This is a genomic window from Sphingomonas arantia (assembly GCF_042682045.1).
In the GTDB taxonomy this organism is placed as follows: Bacteria; Pseudomonadota; Alphaproteobacteria; order Sphingomonadales; family Sphingomonadaceae; genus Sphingomonas_R; species Sphingomonas_R arantia.
Map to the genome: position 1 here is coordinate 90,681 of NZ_JBHUGS010000003.1, position 19,899 is coordinate 110,579.

Below are 19,899 nucleotides of genomic sequence, written 5' to 3' on the forward strand. Positions count from 1 at the left end.
CGTGCGGCGATGAGCGACGACGACGCCGCGCTCGAATGTGCGGCTTAATTCGTGCAATACCGTGCAGAGTCAAGAAATAACGTGCAGATGAGGGCGCATCGATGCTGACCACCGAACGCAAGGCCCGCATACGGGAGGTGCTCCGCCGCGATGGCCGGCTGGTCGCCAAGGCCTTCAGCGTGGAAATGGGCGTGTCGGAAGACACGATCCGCCGCGACCTGCGCGAGCTTGCGGCCGAGGGCGTCCTGCAACGCGTTCACGGCGGGGCGCTGCCCGCGTCCCCCGCCGTAGCGGATTTCACGGTGCGCCAGGGGGCGGCATCGGCGGCCAAGGCCGCGCTCGCCCGCACCGCGGCCCGCCTGATCCGGCCGGGGCAGATCATCTTCCTCGACGGCGGCACGACGAACGTGCAGCTCGCCCGCCAGCTCCCCGACGACCTCACCGCGACCGTTGTCACCCATAGCCCGAGCATCGCGGTCGAACTGGCGCGGCACCCGCGGGTCGCGGTCGAGTTGATCGGCGGGCACCTGTTCAAGCATTCGGTGGTCGCGGTCGGCGCGGCGGCGGCGGAGGCGATCTCGCGGATCCGCATCGATGCCTTTTATCTGGGCGTAACGGGGCTCCATCCCGAAACGGGCGCGACCACCGGCGATGGCGAGGACGCCGCCGTCAAGCGGCTGATCGCCCGCCAATCGGCCGAGACGATCGTCCTGGCGACGCGTGAGAAACTCGGCGCCGCCTCCCCGTACCGCATCCTGCCGCTCGCGGAGATCACGACGCTCGTGACCGAATCCAGCCTGCCCGACGCACTGCTCCAGCCCTTCCGATCGACGTCGATCCATATCATCGAAGGCTGACGAGGCGAGGCCGCTCGTGCAAATCCAACCCCGGATGGCGCGACGACCGCGGTTGGTGCAAGGGCGCGCCATGGTTCTGAAACGGGCAAGAACGGATTTCTGGGGCAGCGGCCCGAACGGCCGGCAGGCAGGTGGCTTCAGCTTCCATGTGCTCACCGCGAACGCCCCCGAGGACGAAGTCCGGCGACACACGCATGACGAGGCGCATTTCGTCCTGGTGCTCGCCGGGGGCTATATGTCCTCCGCGTCGGGTGCGCCGCTGGTGTCCGATACGCCCGTCTTGATCTACAATCCCCCCGGCACGACGCATCGGGACCGGTTCCACGCCGGCAGGGGTCGTTTCCTGGCCATCTCCGGCGGGACAGGTGCCGAGGCCGCGGCGCGCTGCATGCGCGATCCATACGCCTATCGCCTCGCCTGCGACATCGCGGACCGGATCGATGCGGCCACAGCGTTCGGGCTGGAGGCCCGCGCCCTGCAACTCCACGGCATCGCGTTGCCGCTGTCGTCCGACGAAGCGCGGACGACAGCGCACCCGCCGGCCTGGCTCTCCCGCGCCGTCGAGATGATCTTCACCTGCGACCTCCCCGAACTCTCCGTCGGGTCGGTCGCCGCCGAGGTCGGCGTGCATCCGGTCCATCTGGCCCGCGTGTTCCGCCGCTTCCTCGGCTGCGCCCCCGGCGACTATCTCCGCGGGCGGCGCCTGGAACGGGCCGCCGCGATGCTCGGACGGGGTGTCGCCTCGCTCGCCGACGTCGCCCATTCGGCCGGCTTTGCCGATCAAGCGCACCTGACCCGAGCGTTCCGCTCGCGGCTCGACATCACGCCCGCCCAGTGGCGTCGATCGCGGCATGTTGCGCGGATACAAGACGCGGGCGCGGATGTGCGGCAGGGACCCGCCGAACCCTTCTAGGAACCCGGCCAATGGTCTCAGTCAAAGCCGTCATCATCGCGCTCTGCGCCGTCGCATTGTCCGCCGCGGCGCCCGCGCCGCCGGCCGATCCCGCTCTCGACAGGGCTCTTGCTGCGTTCGATCGTGACGAACATCCCGATCTGCGTGGGGTCGTCGTGCTTCGCGATGGCCGGGTCGTCGCGGAACGCTATTATAACGGCGAAGCGGCCGGCAACCTCCATGACGTCCGCTCCGCCGGAAAGAGCGTCACCGCACTGCTCGTCGGCATCGCGATCGACCGCGGTACGATATACAACGTGACCGACGCGGTCGCGACCTATTGGCCCGAGGCGAAGGGCAGCGCGATCGGCGACGTTGCCATCCGGGATGTCCTGACGATGCGATCCGGCCTCGCCGCGTTCGATGAGGGTGCCGCATCACCGGGGAACGAGGACAAGCTCGATGCCGCGCCAGATCCACTCGCATTCCTCCGTTCGATCCCGCGCGACGACCCGCCGGGATCGCGATATCGCTACAACTCCGCGACGGCCTACGCCGCCGGTGTCGTCGTTGCGAAGGCGACCGGGCGGTCGATGGCCGATTTCGCCCGCACGTCGCTGTTCGATCCGCTCGGTATCCGCGGCTGGGCCTGGGCATCGGATGCCGCCGGCTATACCAAGGGCCAGGGCAATCTCTCGCTGACGACCCGCGATTTCGCGACGATCGGCGAGCTGGTGCGGGGAGGCGGCCTGTACCGCGGGCGCCGGATCGTGAGCGCGGGATGGATACGGGACGCCCTCGCGCCCAAGGTCACCATCTCCGACAGCGACCCTTATGCCGACGGCTACGGCTATTTCTGGTATTCGAAAGTGCTGCAGATCGCGGGCGCGCCGGTCCCGGTCTCGTTCGCATCGGGCAACGGCGGCAACAAGATCTATGTCGTCCCGGGCCGCCACATGGTCGTTGCGATCACGTCGAGCGCCTATGGCCGCGGCTACGGACAACGACGCTCGGAGGCGATCCTGAAGGCCATCCTGTCGGCGGATCGCCGCCGCCGTGGTAATCCTTTAATGTGTAGTGACACGGTCATCTCCTGCCGCAACTGAGTATGGCATCGTGTCCGCGAAGCGGAAAGTGCTGACACTCCAGGAGCCTGAAGGCTAGAAAGTGCTGACACCCGGTAGCCCTTGATGCTTCGGTCTCTGGCTAACCCTGAGGATGTTCGTGCCCGTTCTGAAGTACGGCATCGATCTCCTGGCGGATCAGATCCTTTTTGTAGGCCTTGGTAATCACTCGCACGCCGTTTACTGTCAGGTTACCGCCCTCGCGCAGCAGCTGTTGGATGCCACGTTGTATCCGCCTACGTTCAAACTGTTCCGCCGTTTCGCTACTTGTCTCGATTGCGTTGGCCACGCCAGGAAGACTCCGCCGCTTTCCGATAATTGGCGCTTGGCGATAAATTTCTGAGCGCGTGACACGCTGCTCCGGTCTTCTCTCCCTGATCGCTGCCGCGGCTTCAGTGGTCCTGGCGACTAAGTCGTCCTCCGACAGGCGAGCGTCGAGGTGTAAATTGGCTTCCTCGAGCATTACGCCATCCCAGGGCACCTCGACGTCAACATCGGAATGATCCCGTTGCTGATTTGTCTCAAAGAAGGTTTTTAGCACGGCCCACGTGAAAGCGGGTTTGTGATGCAGTTCTCTGGACGACGTCAGGTGTGGAGCGACCCAGCTGAAGGGCATCCTCATCGTCGGACCGAGGTTTGGCCATAGCCGGTGGAGGAAGGCGTCGCGCTTTTCTAGGTCCTCGGTAAGTCGAGACATGGCGATGGTGTTGCGAGTAGCTATGCCATAGCCGGCGCGGACCGCGATTTCTCGCAGTGCTCCAACTGTCCGCGGCTCATCATACGTGGCATTCAGCATCTTATAGCCAAGTTGAGCGAGACGAACGCACCGGTCCAATCTGGGTCCTTGCCAGTCAGGAACAAGCGTTGGCCGTTCTCCTCCCCAGTTGCCGGCCGTCATATATCCTGCCTTGCGTCTAGTTCCTGTAGAAATAGGACTGATAAGCAGGGGCGTACGGTGTCGGCCACATACCAAGCTGGTGGGCAACTGGTGGCGACGGTCCCAATAGGCAAAGCCGTAACGCTCGCGATTCTCAAAATCGCAGGTCAGGCAGTATCGGAGTAGTGTTGCGCGCGGCGTGGTGCGCGAGAATGACATGAAAAAAAAGTATGCTTTGCCTTCGGCTATGTCATCCACAACCTGGCGGCGGCGCTGCTGATGCATCGTTGCAGCCAAGAACGGCAGGAGGGTGTGGTTTTCGATCAGCGACCGGGCGTCGGCGTTTGGCACTAGCGCTGCAAGTTGTGCGATTCGAGGAGGAACGTCGTGGCTAACGCTAGTAACTCGAGAGCCAAGATACTTTTCGTTGAACTGTGTGGGTTGAATCTGACGAGCCTCGCATAGGCGCGCAACAACCGAGTACACCAGTTCGTCTGGTTGAATATCAATCAGAAATGACTCTCTAGCGATCCGCCGCATTAACAACCCTAACCAGCCTTAGTGCCGTAACATCGTAATCGGCCGGACAGGTGCACCACTTCCACGACCAGGCTGACGCCTCAGCCCTTACTAGTGACATTGACCTCGAATCGCACCCGCTTTCCCTGCATCTCGGCGATTTCGATCGCCTTGCGAGCCAAGCCCAGCCAAATCTCAGGGATGAAGCGGGTGTCCGTTATCACCACCTGCACCAGCCATCCCGGTAAGATCGTTGCTGGCTCATGCACCTCTGCGTGGTCGAGCAGCCCCCCCACAACGTCGTCAACAACATTATAGAGGGTGCGCCTGAACTCCCGATCGACGGATTGGCTCGCATGTTTGAGTCCTGTCCGCGACGGTGCCGTTGAGGCGGGTGGCTTCTCCTGACTCTGCTCTCGCCGCTTGCACGTCAGATCGACCAGCGGCCTAGTCCGGGATCTGAGCCCCCCTCGCGAAGACAGCCATTCCGGAAGCAGTAGTTTTACGCCGTGACCACCATTAAGTTCCGACAGCCGATCCTTCATCAAGCGATTGATTGCGCTGTCGATAACGAACTTCATTTGCTTTCCCGTGAGTAGGGCATTCTCCTTTGTATCAACGGGATCAGAAGCAGATTGCCCAGCCTTCGACGCCTGCAGCATGACGCTGCTAAGCTTGTTTCCGATGAAACGCTTCGTCGCCGCCCCATAACTCAAGCGGTGGCCGCGCTGCTCAACGAGGTCCAAGCCGCCCGCCCTCAAACCTTCGCGAAGCGAAGTCCATTCAGGCGACGTCGCACTGGCGTAGATAATTCGTGGCTGCACGACGCCCTCCCCGCCGAGTTCCTCCAAGCGTTCCGACGCATCGGCAAGCGCGTCGAGTACCGCTTCGGGACCCGGCTCCTTTCTGCTGACCGCCGCTCCGATCGGCACTCCAGTGAAGAGGTCGATCACGAGAGTCACCGTCGGCGTTGTGGCGGGCTCGCCGTCGAGCAGGAGGCGAGCAGGTGCCGTATGGTCGATGATGATCACTTCGCCAAAGCGAGAAGCCGTCTGCACTTCATCGCCCGCCGACGAGGAAAAACGAAGACGGCGAGAACCTGGCACAGCCGGGATCACCCCCATCATCCGGTTCATGAAGACCCTGATGGTGATGCCGCTAGGCCGTAGGAGCCTATCCGGCCACGCCTCTTCGATAAAACGCACAGCCTTCGCAGGGGCAATCGATTGATCTTCCACAAGTAGAGCTCGGACGCTTTCGCGCAAATGATCAGCGACAGCTGTGTCGAGTCTCGAGGGCCGAGGTGTCTTGTTATTCGTGCGATACGGTATCAGCGCGAAAATCGACCGCTCTTCGTTGCGCCAGCTGCGCAGTATAAAGTAAAAACTGCGTAGGTGGATGCCGAGTTCGGCCGCAGCGGCAGTTGCATCCGCGGTCGTCGGTTCCTTTTTCAGATCATAAGCCCGTAATATCTTGTAACGCATGAGGGCGACCTCCCGCTTAGCAAGCGGAATCTGAAGCCACTCGGGATCGTCCCGGAGGTTCACGGCCATGCTATCAGTATTCGTATCATTCCCCGATCCACTTAAAGGTCGATGTGATTTCGAGTCGCGCAACTCTCAGAAACGAGGGCGGAATAGCCAAACCTACGGTTGGTCCACGGCGGGTTGGTTCCATTCTATTGTCCCACCACCGATCCCTATCGTTCAGCTCGCGTCTGAGCGCCGAAGCGAGTTCACTATGGATTTGTGAAACCCACTGGTGCGCAACCGCCGCAGGCGGACCCTCTCTTAGCACAAGCAATGTGCACCTTCAGCTTTGGTCTTGTTAGGACTTGTCTGACCGCCCCGAACCTTAGGGAAGCCTTGGACTTAAGAGTCATGCTGCCATATCGCTGTCGGTAGCGGCAGCATAATGTGATCGTCGGCCTCGACCGGCGGGATTGCGCTGATGGGCTTCAGCAGCCGACGACGTTTGAACCACTCCAAACACTCTAGCGCCGCGTACTCGATTGCCTTGACGCTACGCCAAGATCTGCAGCGGTGGATAGCCTCGGCTTTCTCGATGCCGTTGATCGGCTCGGCCAAAGCGTTGCCGTAGCTGCCTCTGACACTGCCGACCGACGGTTCGATCCCGGCCGCGGCAATGCGCCTGGTGTTCTAAATCGACCTGTGTCGCGACCCACGGTCGCTATGATGGGTCGGACGGCGATGGTGGAGCCGTGTTCTTAGGCACTCGAGACGAAGCTGGCATGGGCAGTCCTGCTGGACCGCCAACCTCCCATCCGCCGAGCAGATCTCGATGACGAAGGCGACGTCGAGGAAGCGGACGACGCGCACATAATAAAAAAACGACTTGCTGCTCCGACACCTTGCACGACGTCTTGCGCGAGCGCGCGGCATCTGCAAAGTCAACGACGCCAGCGGTATGTCCCGGTGGTGGGGCGTCGTAACCTCGAAAACTCTCAGCCGGTCACATCACTGTGGCCGGGTGGCCGTCGCGCATGTCCAAGGCCTTGGCCTAAAGGTGACGGCGCCGAGGCGAGAGCTCTGGTTACGAACACCCGGCTCGAGCCGGTCCGCCCCAACCAATATGTGTTGGAGGACCATTTTATGATTTTTGAACTCCTCGGCCGTATTCGGCCTCAAGATTTCGAGAAAATCATCGCGCTTTTGAGGGACTTCCTTCTTAGCCACGGCATCCATACGATCAGCGATATCCAGCTGAGCTTCTTCGCGTGGGGGGATGGCGTTAGGAAGCATGTCTCCGATGAGAGCGGTGACATGATCACCGTAAGGCTCAACGCCGAAGAGCTTGTTACCTTCCACGAAAGTTCCGCGAGGATTGAGTTGCCGCCGGGCTCTCGTTTGAGTGTGGGACAAACGGTCGTCCAAATTCCGACTCAATTCGCTTAGCCACGATGAAGAACGATCAGTCACCGCATGGTGGGCAGCGGTTTGATGCGACGCTGACCGATTGGTTGCTGATCACGTCGGTCGCCGCATTCGATCCGACCCGGGTGGAAGTCCGGTTAGTAGGGCTGATACATGGGGACCGGCGTGGCAAATTCCCGGATGGTCGGCGTGTGATAACCTCGGTTGTCCGCACTACAAAGTCCCGGATCGCCAATGGTTCAGTCGTTCGAACGCAGAACACTCGCTATCTCCTCATTGAGAGAAGCAAGCGCGCTGATATCGCGGTTGACTGACGTAACAGACACTTTCTGCGGGTTCATAGCCCAATGGAAAGCGAGCGATCGCCTGCTGATCCTGAAGCCATAATTGTTGTAAGAGTGCTCATTGCTACAAAGCTTTTTGACACAGCGGTGCGTGATGGTCGAAATGAGCGTCAATGATCCGATTGACGTTGGCGCCCGAAGCAGCACTCACGCTCTCGGAATCATCGCAATTTGCCCCAGGGGGTCGTGTCTCGCGCGGCGATCCGGTGACCTGCTTTTCATCTTTCCGGCACTGACAACTCAGCTTCGCTGTTCGAGCCGCTGATGAGGGCGGTTCGCAAACTCGGCGAGTGCCAAACAGTCTACGCTTCTGTGGGGATGCACAGCGTTGTAGTCCGTCCGCCAAGCCTTGATAATCCGTTTGCCGCAGACAGCCAGGGGAATGGGTGCTCGTTCAAACACGCGCCGCGCGAGCGACAATTGAACCATTCCATAAACTCATTCTGCTGCGACTTGCCCGGGCGATCTAGGGCCACTCGACGCCAGTATTCTGGCACCAGGCGGGGACGGCGATACTGGTGACCTCGGTGCCGTTGTCAATGACCGCCATGCACGCCAGCCCGCGACGCTTCGCGATGGCGCTCAACTTACAGCTAACGGTGACACCTTTTGCCTGATCGAGAGAGACCCCTCGATCAGATTTGTGGAAAGGGTATAGAGAATCGCACGAGTGCCACCGTACCATCGTGCTTTTCAATTTTTCGACCTTACTCGAAAGTCACGGCTCGATACGGCGGCCCCATTTCATGTTGTCCTCGCCTAGAACGATGCTCCCAAAGAAGCCTGCCAGCTTGTGCTTCCTCACTGCAACTTGCGCGACCGGTTCGGCCCTCGTCAGAGTTTTCCTCCACGAGCGATGCGAATTTTCTAAGAAACATCCGACCCCGTAAAATCGCCTGCCGGGGCGAACCGAAACGCAACTTGACACCGAAATGTCAGGTTTCAGGCGTCGCCAGACTTGTTAGTCTCCGTCATCGGGCTTGCCGCCTTTGCATCACGAAGACGATCCACAGCCGATTTACGCGGCTTGCGGGTCTTCTTTTCCGTGACGGGCTCTGCCGCAGCCTCAGTCTTCTTGCGACCAAGTCCAAACGAATGCGCGAGTTCGCGACGCCGCTCGCTGTAGGCCTGCGCCGTCATTGGGTAGTCTGCGGGCAAATTATATCTTTCACGATACGCGGCTGGCGTCAGCCCGTTCTGGGCCAGATGGCGTTTCAGCATCGTGTAGGCCTTGCCGTCGATCATTGAGACGATGTGATTTGGGTTGGAAAGTGATTTCCGAGCCGTCGTCGCAGGCTCATAATTTTCCGTCTCGACTGGCTCGGGCGCGCCGAGGTTACCGAGAGCTTCGTAAACAGACTTGATGAGGTTGGCGACCTCCCCCGTCCCCACGGAATTGTTTCCGACATGAGCGGAGACGATGTCGGCGGTGATGACGAGCAGGTCGGTGTCGGGCCTTGTCATATGCAGTTCCTGATACAGTAAGGCAAGCATCCGTAGAAGCACCTTGCCAAAACGCAATCCCTCACGCGATCAGCTCAGTAGTAGAACTACCGATCACTACAACTGAGCGTTCCTATTGCCCGTGTAGGCGTCGATCACGGACCAAAGATCGAGCGCCCCCTCCCGTAGCGGGGGGGGTAGGTGAAATCCAATCTGGAACTTGAGCGGAATATCATCGACGAGACCACGATAGCCCGGTCGGATCCCGTCCCAATGCGTGCAATAATGCAGTTTCAGCACATCAACGCTGCGCCGGGACCGCGCCCTGTCGCTGACATAACGTCAATCCCTGCCTCGCCCGGCAAACAGATCGTCTCTAAAGGGTCAGATGCTTCACTTGGATGGGCCAGCGCTGCAACGGTTGACTATCATCTCCCTGAAAGCCGAGATGCCAAGCTAGATTTGGAACCGGATAGCACGAGGATCACGTATAATAATTAGGCAAAACAGGTCAGATTACGATGACCCTGCGTCACAAGCGACCTACTGCATCATTCGACAGCAACGACCAGAATGATGGGCCGCCTGGGAATGTCCGCCAATGCGACGTGATCGAAAATCCGAGTTGCTCGTAGAACGGAATATTGTCCGGGTCGGCAGTCTCGAGATAAATCGGATATCCATCGACGTGGGCGAGGCCCGCCCGAACTACTTCCGCGCCTAGTCCGCTCCGCTGCCGGCTTCGCTCGCATCCGACATAATGAAGATACCAGAAGGGCGTCGTTGGAAAGCGCTGCTCCATAGCGTGCGAAACGCGCAATGCCCGCACCAAGTGCGGCCCCAGAGCCGACACCATTGGTCGAGCCTGCGAAAGCATCTCCTTCCATCCGAGCCGCGCTTGACCCGGCCGACGCCACAGTGCCGCCGCCGCACCGTCCTCGGTCATATACTGCAGTCCGGACTTATCGTCGCTCTCAATCAGCAAGTGAAAGAGACTGGGGAGGCGTACCGCACGCTCCGTTGGGTCTGGAATAATGTAGCTCAGTGCCGGCTCGTCCTGGAACGCCGATGCGAAGATGGTGGCCATCTGCGCACGCCGGTCGAGGTCAATCAGCTGTGCTACGGGCATAATCAATCTCTGACACCGACTTAAACACAAACCTAACCAACCCCATAACTAGATAGGTCATACCGCCAAGCCGTCATATTGCCCAATCGCGTTGCAGCCGTAATATTGGGTCAAATCGCTTGGATTTCTCTCGCCATGATCTTCATGCCGCTCGAACAGGAGTTCTGAGCTTTCGCAGGACAGCCGGAACAGAATTCAAGGCGGGAGACGCGTCGATGCGGATCGGTAAGTGGTTTACGGTTCTCTCTGGCTTTTCGCTGGCATGCGTTTCACCCGTGGCACGTGCCGCCCCCCCGCTCCTGTCGGCTGGCGCGCATTATGCGGATTTGGGCGCTGTGAAACTACACTATGTCGTGCGCGGAGCGGGACCGCTTCTGCTCGTCGCCTCACCGGGTTGGGGGCCAGGCTCCCACTATCTTCAGAAGGGGCTCCAGTCGCTGGAATCGACATTCACCCTCGTCTATATCGACATGCGCGGCAGCGGCGGCTCCTCCCGCCCTGCCGATCGCGCAAACATGTCGCAATCCGATATGGCGGATGATATTGAGGACCTGCGAAAGTTGCTCCGCATCAATACGATAGACTTGCTGGGCCATTCGGATGGCGGCACCATCGCCATCGAATATGCCGAGCGTCATCCCGCCCATGTCCGTCGAATGATCCTGATCGAACCGGCCGTGCAGGGCGATCGTGAGCGATCGATGACGGAGGCAACGCTGAGATTATGGGCTAACGATCCTCAATATAGCGCGGCGGTCCGCGAAGTGCGGGAACAGGACTGGTCGACCATTCCAGATGACGACGCCTTCGCACGGTCGGTCGAGAGGATGGTGCCGCTCTATATTGGTGATCCGGCGCGCGACGTGGCAGCGCTTTCGGCATCGTTGAAGGGTGCGAAGTTGTCATCCTACGCCGCCAAGGCCGAAGGCGACGCCGAAGCCAAGGCCGCACGTGATCAGGTCAAAGACCTGCCGAACATCCGCGCTCGGACGCTGATCATCAACGGCACGGCCGACTGGATCTGCCCCTATCCCGTCGCGCAGCGGCTGAATGCCGCCATAACGGGATCTCAGCTCAGCCTTTACGCCAATAAGGGACATTTTCCATGGATTGAAGCACCTGCTCGATTCTTCGAAGAGGTCACGCAGTTCATGCGCAAGCCGTAGGCGCAATCTGCATTCAAGGAATATCTTCCTATAAGTGGTTGTGACATCCGGCCAACCGCATACCGACCAGTTAAGACGTTAATCCAGCGGACCTCACAGGCGTCTCTTGGAACTGCCCGCGCGAGACCTTGCGGAGGTCCGCATACCTACTTCGTTCTATCCTCAGAGACGGCTCTAGCGTCAAGAACGCTTCGATTAGCATCCTTGGTCACGAATGAGGTTCTGCCAGCGTGCTCCTTGCTGTTTCTGGATATAGCCGCCCTGTCGGCGATACAGTCGGTTCTTGTGCATGCCGAAACTAATCGAGCATTGTCCGTTGAAGATCCGCGCTATGCACTCGTTGCGTTCTAAATGCCCGATCGCCTTCCAACGAGTATCGAACGCTTGGCAATTTGCAGAATGCCCTACCGCCGCTGCGGACTTTGCGGACATGATCTTGTCGAGCTGCTGCCGATTGGCAGCCGCGGTCTCGACCGCGGACTCGGCATAGGTCTGCCCGGCCACGGCTAGCGAGGCAGACCGCGGCAGTGACACTGTCGCAGATGAAGCGGATTTAACAACCACCGGCTTCGGCGCGGGAATAGCGGACGAAGGATCCACCGGATCAATCCGCACCCATTCTACGGAGATGTTCAGATCGTGTCGTGCCTCTTGGTCGGCAAGCCGGTCGACAAAGTCGGCAGGTGGATAGACTGCTCGACCGGTGCTGAGGCCGAGATCGATTGACGCGTTGCTGTCGATCAGGATGAGCGCCGCCGTTCCCGTAGCGTTATAGCAGACCGATACATGGTAAGTACCGTCCGAACCGATGCTGAAACGCTCGGGATTGCGTGCCCCGAGATTTTCAAGCTCGCGCCGCGTCCCTGCGATCTGTTGCAACCGACCATCCGGCTCAAGCGAGATCAGTGCAAAGTCGCGCCGAGCACCGTAAATTGCGGTGGTGACGTCAAGACTGCCGCCACCACGACAGGTCGGATTGCCCTGCCCCAGCGTAACCTTATCCGATGACACAAGCAGCGATCCCGAACCATGGTCCGTCCCTGCCGCACGATATGGACGCAAAGCGTCGATAACACCGCAATGAGTGACGTTTACTGGGTGTACGTCGCTGACGTCCGCCGATCCAAGCGCACCGGCCGCACCGGCAAGCCGCCGACCGAGCGCACCGAGATCGCCACTACCGCCGGAGAGCACGACCGTGCCGTTCTCAGTCGTCGAGCGGGCGGTGATCCAAGCGCAGGGCATCTGGGTCAGCAGCGACGAGACCTGACGAGATCTGTCCGCGCTTGGCAACTGCGGCCGGGAGACTGGTTCGTCTGCTTCAGCAGCCGAAGGCCCAGTGCTCACGGGTGTGAGCAATGCCGGTTTGGGCTTCTGCCCGGGTACCAGAACGGCCGCCAGCAGCGCTGCGGCCGTAGCCGGCACCCCGATCACGAGCCAGCTCTTGCTTGTCCAACGATCCCGAAACTGCTCACGGCGCCCCACGTTCGGACGGACCGGGACCGGCGCGGCGGCCGCCGCTGGCGAGCCGCCCGTCACGGCAAGCGGCTCCACTGCGGGCAGGAACGTCGTCACCTGTTCGATGGCCGGCTCCGGCGCTGCCTGACCCCCTCCCTCCTTCCGCTTCCGCACTGAGGGCGGATTGCCGATGCCCTGCAAGACGACAGGCGAGACGTCCGGCAGCCGGATAGTCTCGAGTGCAGCCAGTACCTCATGCATGGAACGGATGCGATGTGCGGGATCGGGTATGAGCATGCGCTCGATCAGCGGCGCCAGCGGCAGCGGCAGATCGACGACGTCAGCACCTGTGCGTCGTCGCTCGACCGCTTCGGACAACGTAGTTCCCATCGCTGGCGCCTTGCCCCGCGCGTAGGCAAGCAGGACCAGGCCGGTGCTGTAGACGTCGGTCCACGGCCCGACCTGGCGCCCATAATCCCCGAATTGCTCCGGCGCGACGTAACCCAGTTTCCCAGCGAAACCATCGCCCACTACCGTTTCGACCGTGACGTCGAGGCTCTTTGCGATGCCGAAATCGATGATCTTCGCGCGATCAAGATTGCCGCCGGGCAACAGCACGTTGTCGGGCGACATATCACGGTGGATCGCGCCATGGTCATGTGCGGTCTCGAGCCCCGCAGCCAGACGACGCGCGAGGATCACCACATCGCGGATGCTGTGAGGCGCACCTTCGAGATGCGCGGCGATCGGCACGCCATCGATGAAGTCGGTCACGATATAATGGAGATCAAGCAACGGGTCCCGCGCGAATACACGATACTGAACGATCGCAGGATGCGCGAACTGAGTAAGCGTGCGCGCCTCCTTGCGGAACAGCGAGATCACCTTCGGATCGCTGGCCAGATGGTTGCGGATTGCCTTTATGGCGACACGCTCGTCCGTCTCGACGTTTACACCCTCGAAGACTTCGCCCATGCCGCCACGGGCGATGAACCGCTCGACCCTGTAGATCCCGTTGAGCAGATCGCCCGGCACGAGGCTTGCGTCGCGGCCCATGCGCCGGCCCGCGTTCAGACCCGCACCGTCGGCGATCCCGGTAGGCTCCACCGGACCACTCACCGCAGATTCCGACGTGCAAGCAGTCTCATGATGCTGCCGCCTCGACGACCGGCAGGACCGCGACGTTGGCCCAGGCCTCGGACGGACGCTCGGTGAACGCATAGGTAAAACTCGCCGCCGCGGCGCTTACCTGGATCGCCACTACCGGCCTGCCGCTGATCTGGCGTTCGATCAGGGCAACGGACAAATCGGGCAACATCGAATTGGTCAGGATCGCGTCGATCATTCGGCCACCCGAAGCGACCTCCTGGCACCGAGCGACGATCAGGTCGACGGCAGCGGCGTCGTAGCGAAGCACTGCATCGTAGTTCTCGGAGACGCGACGCACGACCCGGCCCAGTTGCAGCTCGACGATGTCACGCAACACGGGCAGCGACAAAGGCCGATATGGCAACACTACGAGGCGTCCAAGCAACGCCGGCGGGAATACCTCCAGCAAGGGCGTGCGGAGCGCGCTGGCCAAACCATCCGCGGAAACTGCTTCGTCGTCCTCACATAGGGCCGTGATAAGATCGGTCCCGACGTTTGACGTCAGCAGGATCAGGGTATTGCGGAAGTCGATGTAGCGCCCTTCCGCATCCTCCATATATCCCTTGTCGAATACCTGGAAAAACATCTCGTGCACGTCGGGATGCGCCTTCTCGACCTCGTCCAGCAGCACGACCGAATATGGGCGCCGTCTCACCGCCTCGGTCAACACGCCGCCTTGGCCGAACCCGATATAGCCGGCCGGCGCGCCCTTGAGCGTTGAGACGGTGTGCGCCTCCTGGAACTCGCTCATGTTGATCGTAATGAGGCTGTCCTCACCCGAATAGAGAAGCTCCGCCAGCGCATGTGCGGTCTCGGTCTTGCCGACGCCCGAAGGGCCGCAGAGCAGGAAGACGCCGACGGGCTTGGATGGATTGTCGAGCTTGGCGCGCGACGTGCGGATCCGCTTGGCGATAGCGTCCATGGCATGGTCCTGACCTACCACCCGCTGCTTGAGCCGGTCCTGTATCACCAGCGCCGCCCCAAGTTCGTCCTTCACCATCCGGCCAACCGGGATCCCGGTCCAGTCCCCGACCACCGCAGCAACGGTATCGGCGTCGACTTCGCCGAACACCATCGGCGTCTCGCCCCTCGCATGCGTTGCCGCGGCGATGGCTCGATCCAGATCGTCGTCGGGGGCGTCATTTGTACCACGGATCGCCGCGACCACGGCCACCGCGTCGCGTTCCGCATGCCATTTCGCCTCCAGTGCCGTCAGCTTCTCCGCTGCGTCTGCAAGCGCCGCGTCGAGCGGCGCGATCCGCCCCCAAGTGGCATAGCGCCCCTCCGCCTCACGCCCAGCGACCTCACGCTCCACCTCAAGCAGCTCGATCCGGCGCCGTGCATCCTCTACCGCGGCCGGGGCCGCGTGCTGGGACACGGACACACGGGCAGCAGCAGTATCCAGCAGGCTTACCGCCTTGTCGGGTAGCTGGCGGGCCGGGATGTAGCGCTGAGACAGCCGCACCGCTGCCTGCACGGCTTCATCCAGAATGACGACATCGTGATGCTTCTCCACTGCGGCCTTGAGCGAGCGCAGCATGGCAGTCGCGCGGTCTAGGTCAGGTTCCTCGACTGCGATCGGCTGGAACCGCCGGGTCAGCGCCGGATCCCTTTCGAAATACTGGCGATACTCTGTCCAGGTGGTTGCTGCGATCGTACGGACGCGTCCACGTGCCAGAGCAGGTTTGAGCAGGTTGGCGGCGTCACCGGTTCCGGCCTGACCGCCCGCCCCGATCAGCGTGTGCGCCTCGTCGATGAAAAGAATGATCGGGCGCGTTGAGCTTTCGACCTCGTCGATGATCTGTCGAAGCCGCTTCTCAAACTCGCCCCGCACACCGGCGCCAGCCTGTAGCAAGCCGATATCAAGCGCGTGGATGCTGACGTCAGCAAGCGATGGCGGGACGTCACCATCGGCGATCCTGCGTGCAAGCCCCTCGACGATGGCGGTCTTGCCTACGCCGGCTTCGCCGGTCAGGATCGGATTGTTCTGCCGCCGCCTCAGCAGGATATCTATTACCTGCCGGATCTCGGCGTCTCGGCCGACGATCTGATCGATCTCGCCTGCGCGCGCGCGCGCCGTGAGATCGATCGCATAACGAGCAAGCGCATCGCCGTTCGTCACCATAGGTGCAGCACCGCCAACCTCCGGCTCCGACGCTACGACACCAGCATCCGCCGTATTCTCGTTGGAAGCTCCGGTGATCGCGGAAAACTCCGCGCCCAGTCGGTCGATGGACACCTTGCTCCACTCCCCCGAAATCTGGAGAAGCAGGCCACGTAACGTAGGGGTCTTGAGCATCGCGAACAGCAGATGGCCTGACCGAACACGCGCAGCGCCGAACAACAGCGATGTGTATATCCAACCGCGTTCGATCGCTTCCTCGATCTGTGGCGAGAAATCGCTGACCGCGCTTGCGCCCCGCGGCAGGCGATCGAGCGCCGCGACCAGATCCAACGCGAGGGTCGCATCATTAAGGCTGAAGGCGCTACGGATTGCGGCAACGTCGTTGCCCGCATCCTGGACCAGGACATGAAGCCAGTGCGCCAGCTCGACATAAGGGTTACCGCGCATCCGGCAGAAGCCGGTTGCGGTCTCGATCGCCTTCATTGCGGTCGGGTTGAGGCGGCCAAACAGGGCCGGCCGGCTGATATCGGTCATGCTGCACTCTCCGTTATGATGTTGTGCGCAAGCCGGCGAGCATTCCCGCCGAGCCGTACGTCTGATCGGATGCGTTCTTGTTCGACGGGTCCGTTCCAGCTTGTCCAACCAAGCCGAGCAGATCCGCCAAGTCGCGCGGGACGAATCGCTGCACCTGCGACGGCAAGCTCGATTTCCCATTCAAGATGGGGCGGCGCGAAGGCGTTGATAGCTTCGGCCAACAGCACGTAGCGGGCACCGCCGGGGAGAAGCTCCTCGAGCTCCCGCGCGCTGGTGACGTAGACCACGACCTTAAACGCCTCATCTGCGGTGCAGATACGCCCGCCGGCGAGCGCCTCTCGACCGAGTCCGGCGAAACGCGTGCCTAGCCAACTACGGTCGGGAGGCGCCACGTCGCGCCACCGCTCCACATGCTCGACGATCCGGACCGGTGACCGTATCAGATCGGACAGGGCGTCGGCGATCCCGCTGGGACTGCGCGGCGAGGCGAACAACGCTGCGTAGCGAAGCCGGGCCTTGACGCGAAAGGCATTCTCGATGGCGGCACCGTCCAGAGCGCCGGTAAGCGCCGCGACCTTCTCGCCAAAGTCATCATCGTCCGGCCTGTCAGCACTGGCGGCGGGCACGCTGCTCGCCCACGCCCGGTAGAAGAGTTGCAGCATCCGAGCTGACAACACATCCAGGAACCGCCCGAACGGCTGCTGATGGCCATACCTCTGCTCAGAAGAGGCATATTCGGTGAGGTGGAGCGGCAGCGGTCCCATAGGCCCAGTCAGCCCGAACCAGTTTCCCGCAATGGTCGCCTGCGCATCGCCTATGGAGATTGCGTTCAGCGTTGCGGCGGGGAAGGCCAACGAAGGGGTGTGAACCAGCGCGGCGATATCATCGTCCGGTCGCTTCGCATTACCGATCCGCGGCAGCTCCGGCGCACGCGCCTCCGCACCGCGCAGCAACGCTAACGGCGAGATGCTGGAGACAGCTACGGCCGCGCGCCGGAGGTAACTCAGATGGTGGGACGCTGGCCGAGGCGCGGAGGCCATGAGGCGAAGATCCCTTGTTGGAGGCTTTCGAAGCTGGTCTCGGTGAAGCTGTTGATCCCGGCGAACTCCGAGAGGAAACGCTCCACGACCGCGCTGAAGAGATACATGCGGCCATTGTCGTAATTGGCTTCGTCCAACGCGATCCGCAGATGGGTGCCCCGCACGAAGGCCGGTCGGCTGCGGTCGGGGACGCGCCGCGAAACAGTCGACGAATGGATCGCACGAATCCCGTCAACCTGCCGCTGCAGTTCCGCATCGTCGGTCTGGCCGTACAGTGCCAGATGATTGCGCAAGACGTCCGGACTTCCGTTCGGATCGTTTGCAAAGCCAGTATAGTTAGGCGTCAGATGTGCGATCACCCGCCATGCCGCATCACCAATTCCAAGCGGCGGTCGTGGCCTGGTAGGCGCGCGCAACAGGGAGATCGCCCTTACCGGGATACCGTCGGCAACCAATGGTGCACCGTCCGTCCGTACCGTCGCGGCGAGTTCGCGGTTCGTGACGAGCGCCCGTACCGACAGTTCGGAGACTTCTTCCAGCTCCTCTGGTTGCCCCGGCGAGGTGAGGCTGATCCACGTCTCCGAGCCGATATAGTCGTTGCGACGGCGTATCCGCTGTTCGCGGGTCGACATCCGCCGGTGACGTATGCGGGTAACGAAGAACAGCGCCTGGCTCCAATCGTAAAACTGCCCGGCATAGTCGTAGAGCGGACCGACCTGCCGGACATCGTTTACCTGGCGGCCGTGCGCCTTTACGTCGAGCAGCCGGTAGACTTCGAAGTCCAGCGGCCGTGCGCGATCGGCGATCACCTGCCGTTCGTGGTCGAAGGTGCTGATCTGCACCCGATCAAGCTGCTTTTCGAACAGATTGACGGCCGGGGTGGCGAATAAGCGCAGGTTTGTGGAGGACACGGCGCCCGCAAGCGCAGGCACGGCGCGGCGAAACAGGATAATGATGTCGCATGCGTCCGCAGCGTCCAACCCGGCAAACGCGCGTTTGAGTCCGTCTAGCCTGATGAACTGGAAGCGTTCGGCGCAGGCAAAATACTCGGCCAATATGCGATAGCCGCGATGAGAGCGGAGATCGGCGGGAAGCAGCGCGCAATCGTCCGCGAACCCGTGCTGCTGTGGTAGCGGAAGCCGAACGCCGCCACTTGCGGCCGCCGCACCCGGCGCAACGGCCATGACCGCGACCGCATCGCCGATCAGCTGACGGTAGAGCTCGCCCGGTACGGCGCCAGCGCCGTCGAGATAAACAGGAAGGGAATCGATCGAGATGCCGTCCAGTCCCGCACCGCCGGTCGTGCGGAGCCGGATACGTAAACCGGCTTCGACCGTCTCCCCGGCGGGCGCACTTTGCACATAAGGTGCCACTGCAGTCCGCGAACGAAGATATTCGACCTCGTCGACCCGGATCGGCCAGAGAGTGACGGGATGGCCGGTACGGAACACGACCGAGGTGGTATCGCGGTCGCCGGCAACGGCGTGCAACCGCGTCTCACGCGGGACTTCTACGCCGGCGGCAAGTCCGCTGTCACCATCCCTGGGCTCGAAGCCAACGATGCAGAAGGAGGGCGTCGGCGCGAGATAGTGCGGCTGGATTGCACTCAGCAGATGCTGCGTAAAGTCGGGAAACTGATCGTGGAGCTTAAGCTGTACCCGCGCGCCAAGGAAGGCGACCCCTTCCAGTAGGCGTTCCACGTGCGGATCCACATCCGTCGGCGCGCCTACGCCCAGGCGCCCTGCCACGGTCGGATGCTCCTCGCCGAACTGACGCGCCGTTTCACGCAAGTGGACGAGTTCGTCATTGTAGGCTTGCAGCAGACGGGGATCCATCACTGGCCCTCGAAGAACGCAGCGCCGGTATCGACGTCGACATCGGTACGGATTTCAACCGGCATGGCCTGCACCGCGGCGGCTACGTCACCGCGGATGATGAAGCTGATGCTGTTCGGTCGAGAAGCCTCCTCGGCAGGCTCTACTTCGAGCGTGCCACGCTCGATACGCGGCTCGAACCGGGTGATCGCCTCACGCATATCGCGCGCGCGGGTCTGCACCCCGTTCCTGGTCAGCAACGTTCCGCTCAGATCCCCGAGACCGTAATTCAATGTCGACGTCATCACTTCGGGTACGCTGGACAGGTCCTGCACCGCGTGAAGGTTGGTCGTGTTGAGAAGCGCGGTAAGCTCGCGCAACAGCGTGGTCCGCAAGGACGCTTCGTTAAGCCGCGCAGCCTTTGGTACCGCGCGTGACGGCCTGCCCCCGATCACGGCGGCACGACCTGCGTCGCCGTCCGACCATCCACTCAGCCCGTTTTCCGCGACCAGTTTGTCGAACACTGTCGGACCG

15 protein-coding genes are annotated in these 19,899 nt (G+C 61.7%); 5 read left to right on the top strand and 10 right to left on the bottom strand.

Going from position 1 to position 19,899, the window contains the following annotated elements; translation table 11 throughout:
- Positions 1-101 precede the first annotated feature (101 nt).
- From ACFSGX_RS11940 to ACFSGX_RS11950, 3 genes are all read left to right on the top strand, one after another.
- On the top strand, positions 102-857 hold the full coding sequence (locus ACFSGX_RS11940) for a DeoR/GlpR family DNA-binding transcription regulator (protein WP_380930177.1): 756 nt from the start codon (positions 102-104) through the stop codon (positions 855-857).
- A 70-nt stretch (positions 858-927) separates the two neighbouring features.
- Positions 928-1,770 (top strand): helix-turn-helix transcriptional regulator, encoded by an 843-nt coding sequence (locus tag ACFSGX_RS11945; protein WP_380930178.1) that lies wholly within the window; start codon positions 928-930, stop codon positions 1,768-1,770.
- A gap of 11 nt (positions 1,771-1,781) precedes the next feature.
- Positions 1,782-2,855, top strand: a complete 1,074-nt coding sequence (locus ACFSGX_RS11950) for a serine hydrolase domain-containing protein (protein WP_380930179.1) — start codon at positions 1,782-1,784, stop codon at positions 2,853-2,855.
- 100 nt (positions 2,856-2,955) lie between these two features.
- Here the strand turns inward: ACFSGX_RS11950 and ACFSGX_RS11955 are convergent, their stop codons facing one another.
- From ACFSGX_RS11955 to ACFSGX_RS11965, 3 genes are all read right to left on the bottom strand, one after another.
- The gene (locus ACFSGX_RS11955; RefSeq protein WP_380930180.1) at positions 2,956-4,290 is read right to left on the bottom strand and encodes a TniQ family protein; all 1,335 of its coding nucleotides are present in this window, start codon (positions 4,288-4,290) and stop codon (positions 2,956-2,958) included.
- Between the two features lie 80 nt (positions 4,291-4,370).
- A complete protein-coding gene (locus ACFSGX_RS11960; RefSeq protein WP_380930181.1) occupies positions 4,371-5,822 on the bottom strand; it encodes a hypothetical protein in 1,452 nt (483 codons plus the stop codon).
- A gap of 318 nt (positions 5,823-6,140) precedes the next feature.
- A complete protein-coding gene (locus ACFSGX_RS11965; RefSeq protein WP_380930182.1) occupies positions 6,141-6,356 on the bottom strand; it encodes a hypothetical protein in 216 nt (71 codons plus the stop codon).
- Between the two features lie 525 nt (positions 6,357-6,881).
- On the opposite strand from ACFSGX_RS11965, the gene ACFSGX_RS11970 reads away from it, so the two are divergent.
- Positions 6,882-7,184, top strand: coding sequence for a hypothetical protein (locus ACFSGX_RS11970; protein ID WP_380930183.1), 303 nt, complete (start codon positions 6,882-6,884; stop codon positions 7,182-7,184).
- A gap of 1,265 nt (positions 7,185-8,449) precedes the next feature.
- Here the strand turns inward: ACFSGX_RS11970 and ACFSGX_RS11975 are convergent.
- Together ACFSGX_RS11975 and ACFSGX_RS11980 are read right to left on the bottom strand one after the other, a co-directional pair.
- Positions 8,450-9,001 (bottom strand): Ros/MucR family transcriptional regulator, encoded by a 552-nt coding sequence (locus ACFSGX_RS11975; protein ID WP_380930184.1) that lies wholly within the window; start codon positions 8,999-9,001, stop codon positions 8,450-8,452.
- Between the two features lie 481 nt (positions 9,002-9,482).
- Positions 9,483-10,037, bottom strand: coding sequence for a GNAT family N-acetyltransferase (locus ACFSGX_RS11980; RefSeq protein WP_380930186.1), 555 nt, complete (start codon positions 10,035-10,037; stop codon positions 9,483-9,485).
- A 257-nt stretch (positions 10,038-10,294) separates the two neighbouring features.
- On the opposite strand from ACFSGX_RS11980, the gene ACFSGX_RS11985 reads away from it, so the two are divergent.
- On the top strand, positions 10,295-11,245 hold the full coding sequence (locus ACFSGX_RS11985; protein ID WP_380930188.1) for an alpha/beta fold hydrolase: 951 nt from the start codon (positions 10,295-10,297) through the stop codon (positions 11,243-11,245).
- A 195-nt stretch (positions 11,246-11,440) separates the two neighbouring features.
- Here the strand turns inward: ACFSGX_RS11985 and ACFSGX_RS11990 are convergent, their stop codons facing one another.
- The 5 genes from ACFSGX_RS11990 to tssE form a co-directional block, all read right to left on the bottom strand.
- Positions 11,441-13,759 carry a serine/threonine-protein kinase gene (locus tag ACFSGX_RS11990; RefSeq protein WP_380930190.1) on the bottom strand — a complete coding sequence of 773 codons (2,319 nt, stop codon included), beginning with the start codon at positions 13,757-13,759 and terminating at the stop codon, positions 11,441-11,443.
- 88 nt (positions 13,760-13,847) lie between these two features.
- Positions 13,848-16,511: a type VI secretion system ATPase TssH gene (gene tssH / locus ACFSGX_RS11995; protein ID WP_380930191.1), complete on the bottom strand. Its 2,664-nt coding sequence runs from the start codon at positions 16,509-16,511 to the stop codon at positions 13,848-13,850.
- Complete coding sequence (gene tssG, locus ACFSGX_RS12000) at positions 16,508-17,551, bottom strand: type VI secretion system baseplate subunit TssG (RefSeq protein ID WP_380930193.1); 1,044 nt, start codon at positions 17,549-17,551, stop codon at positions 16,508-16,510. Before tssG ends, tssH begins: the two co-directional genes overlap by 4 nt.
- Complete coding sequence (gene tssF / locus ACFSGX_RS12005; protein WP_380930195.1) at positions 17,515-19,386, bottom strand: type VI secretion system baseplate subunit TssF; 1,872 nt, start codon at positions 19,384-19,386, stop codon at positions 17,515-17,517. Before tssF ends, tssG begins: the two co-directional genes overlap by 37 nt.
- On the bottom strand, positions 19,386-19,889 hold the full coding sequence (tssE, locus tag ACFSGX_RS12010) for a type VI secretion system baseplate subunit TssE (RefSeq protein WP_380930197.1): 504 nt from the start codon (positions 19,887-19,889) through the stop codon (positions 19,386-19,388). Before tssE ends, tssF begins: the two co-directional genes overlap by 1 nt.
- Positions 19,890-19,899: the final 10 nt, after the last annotated feature.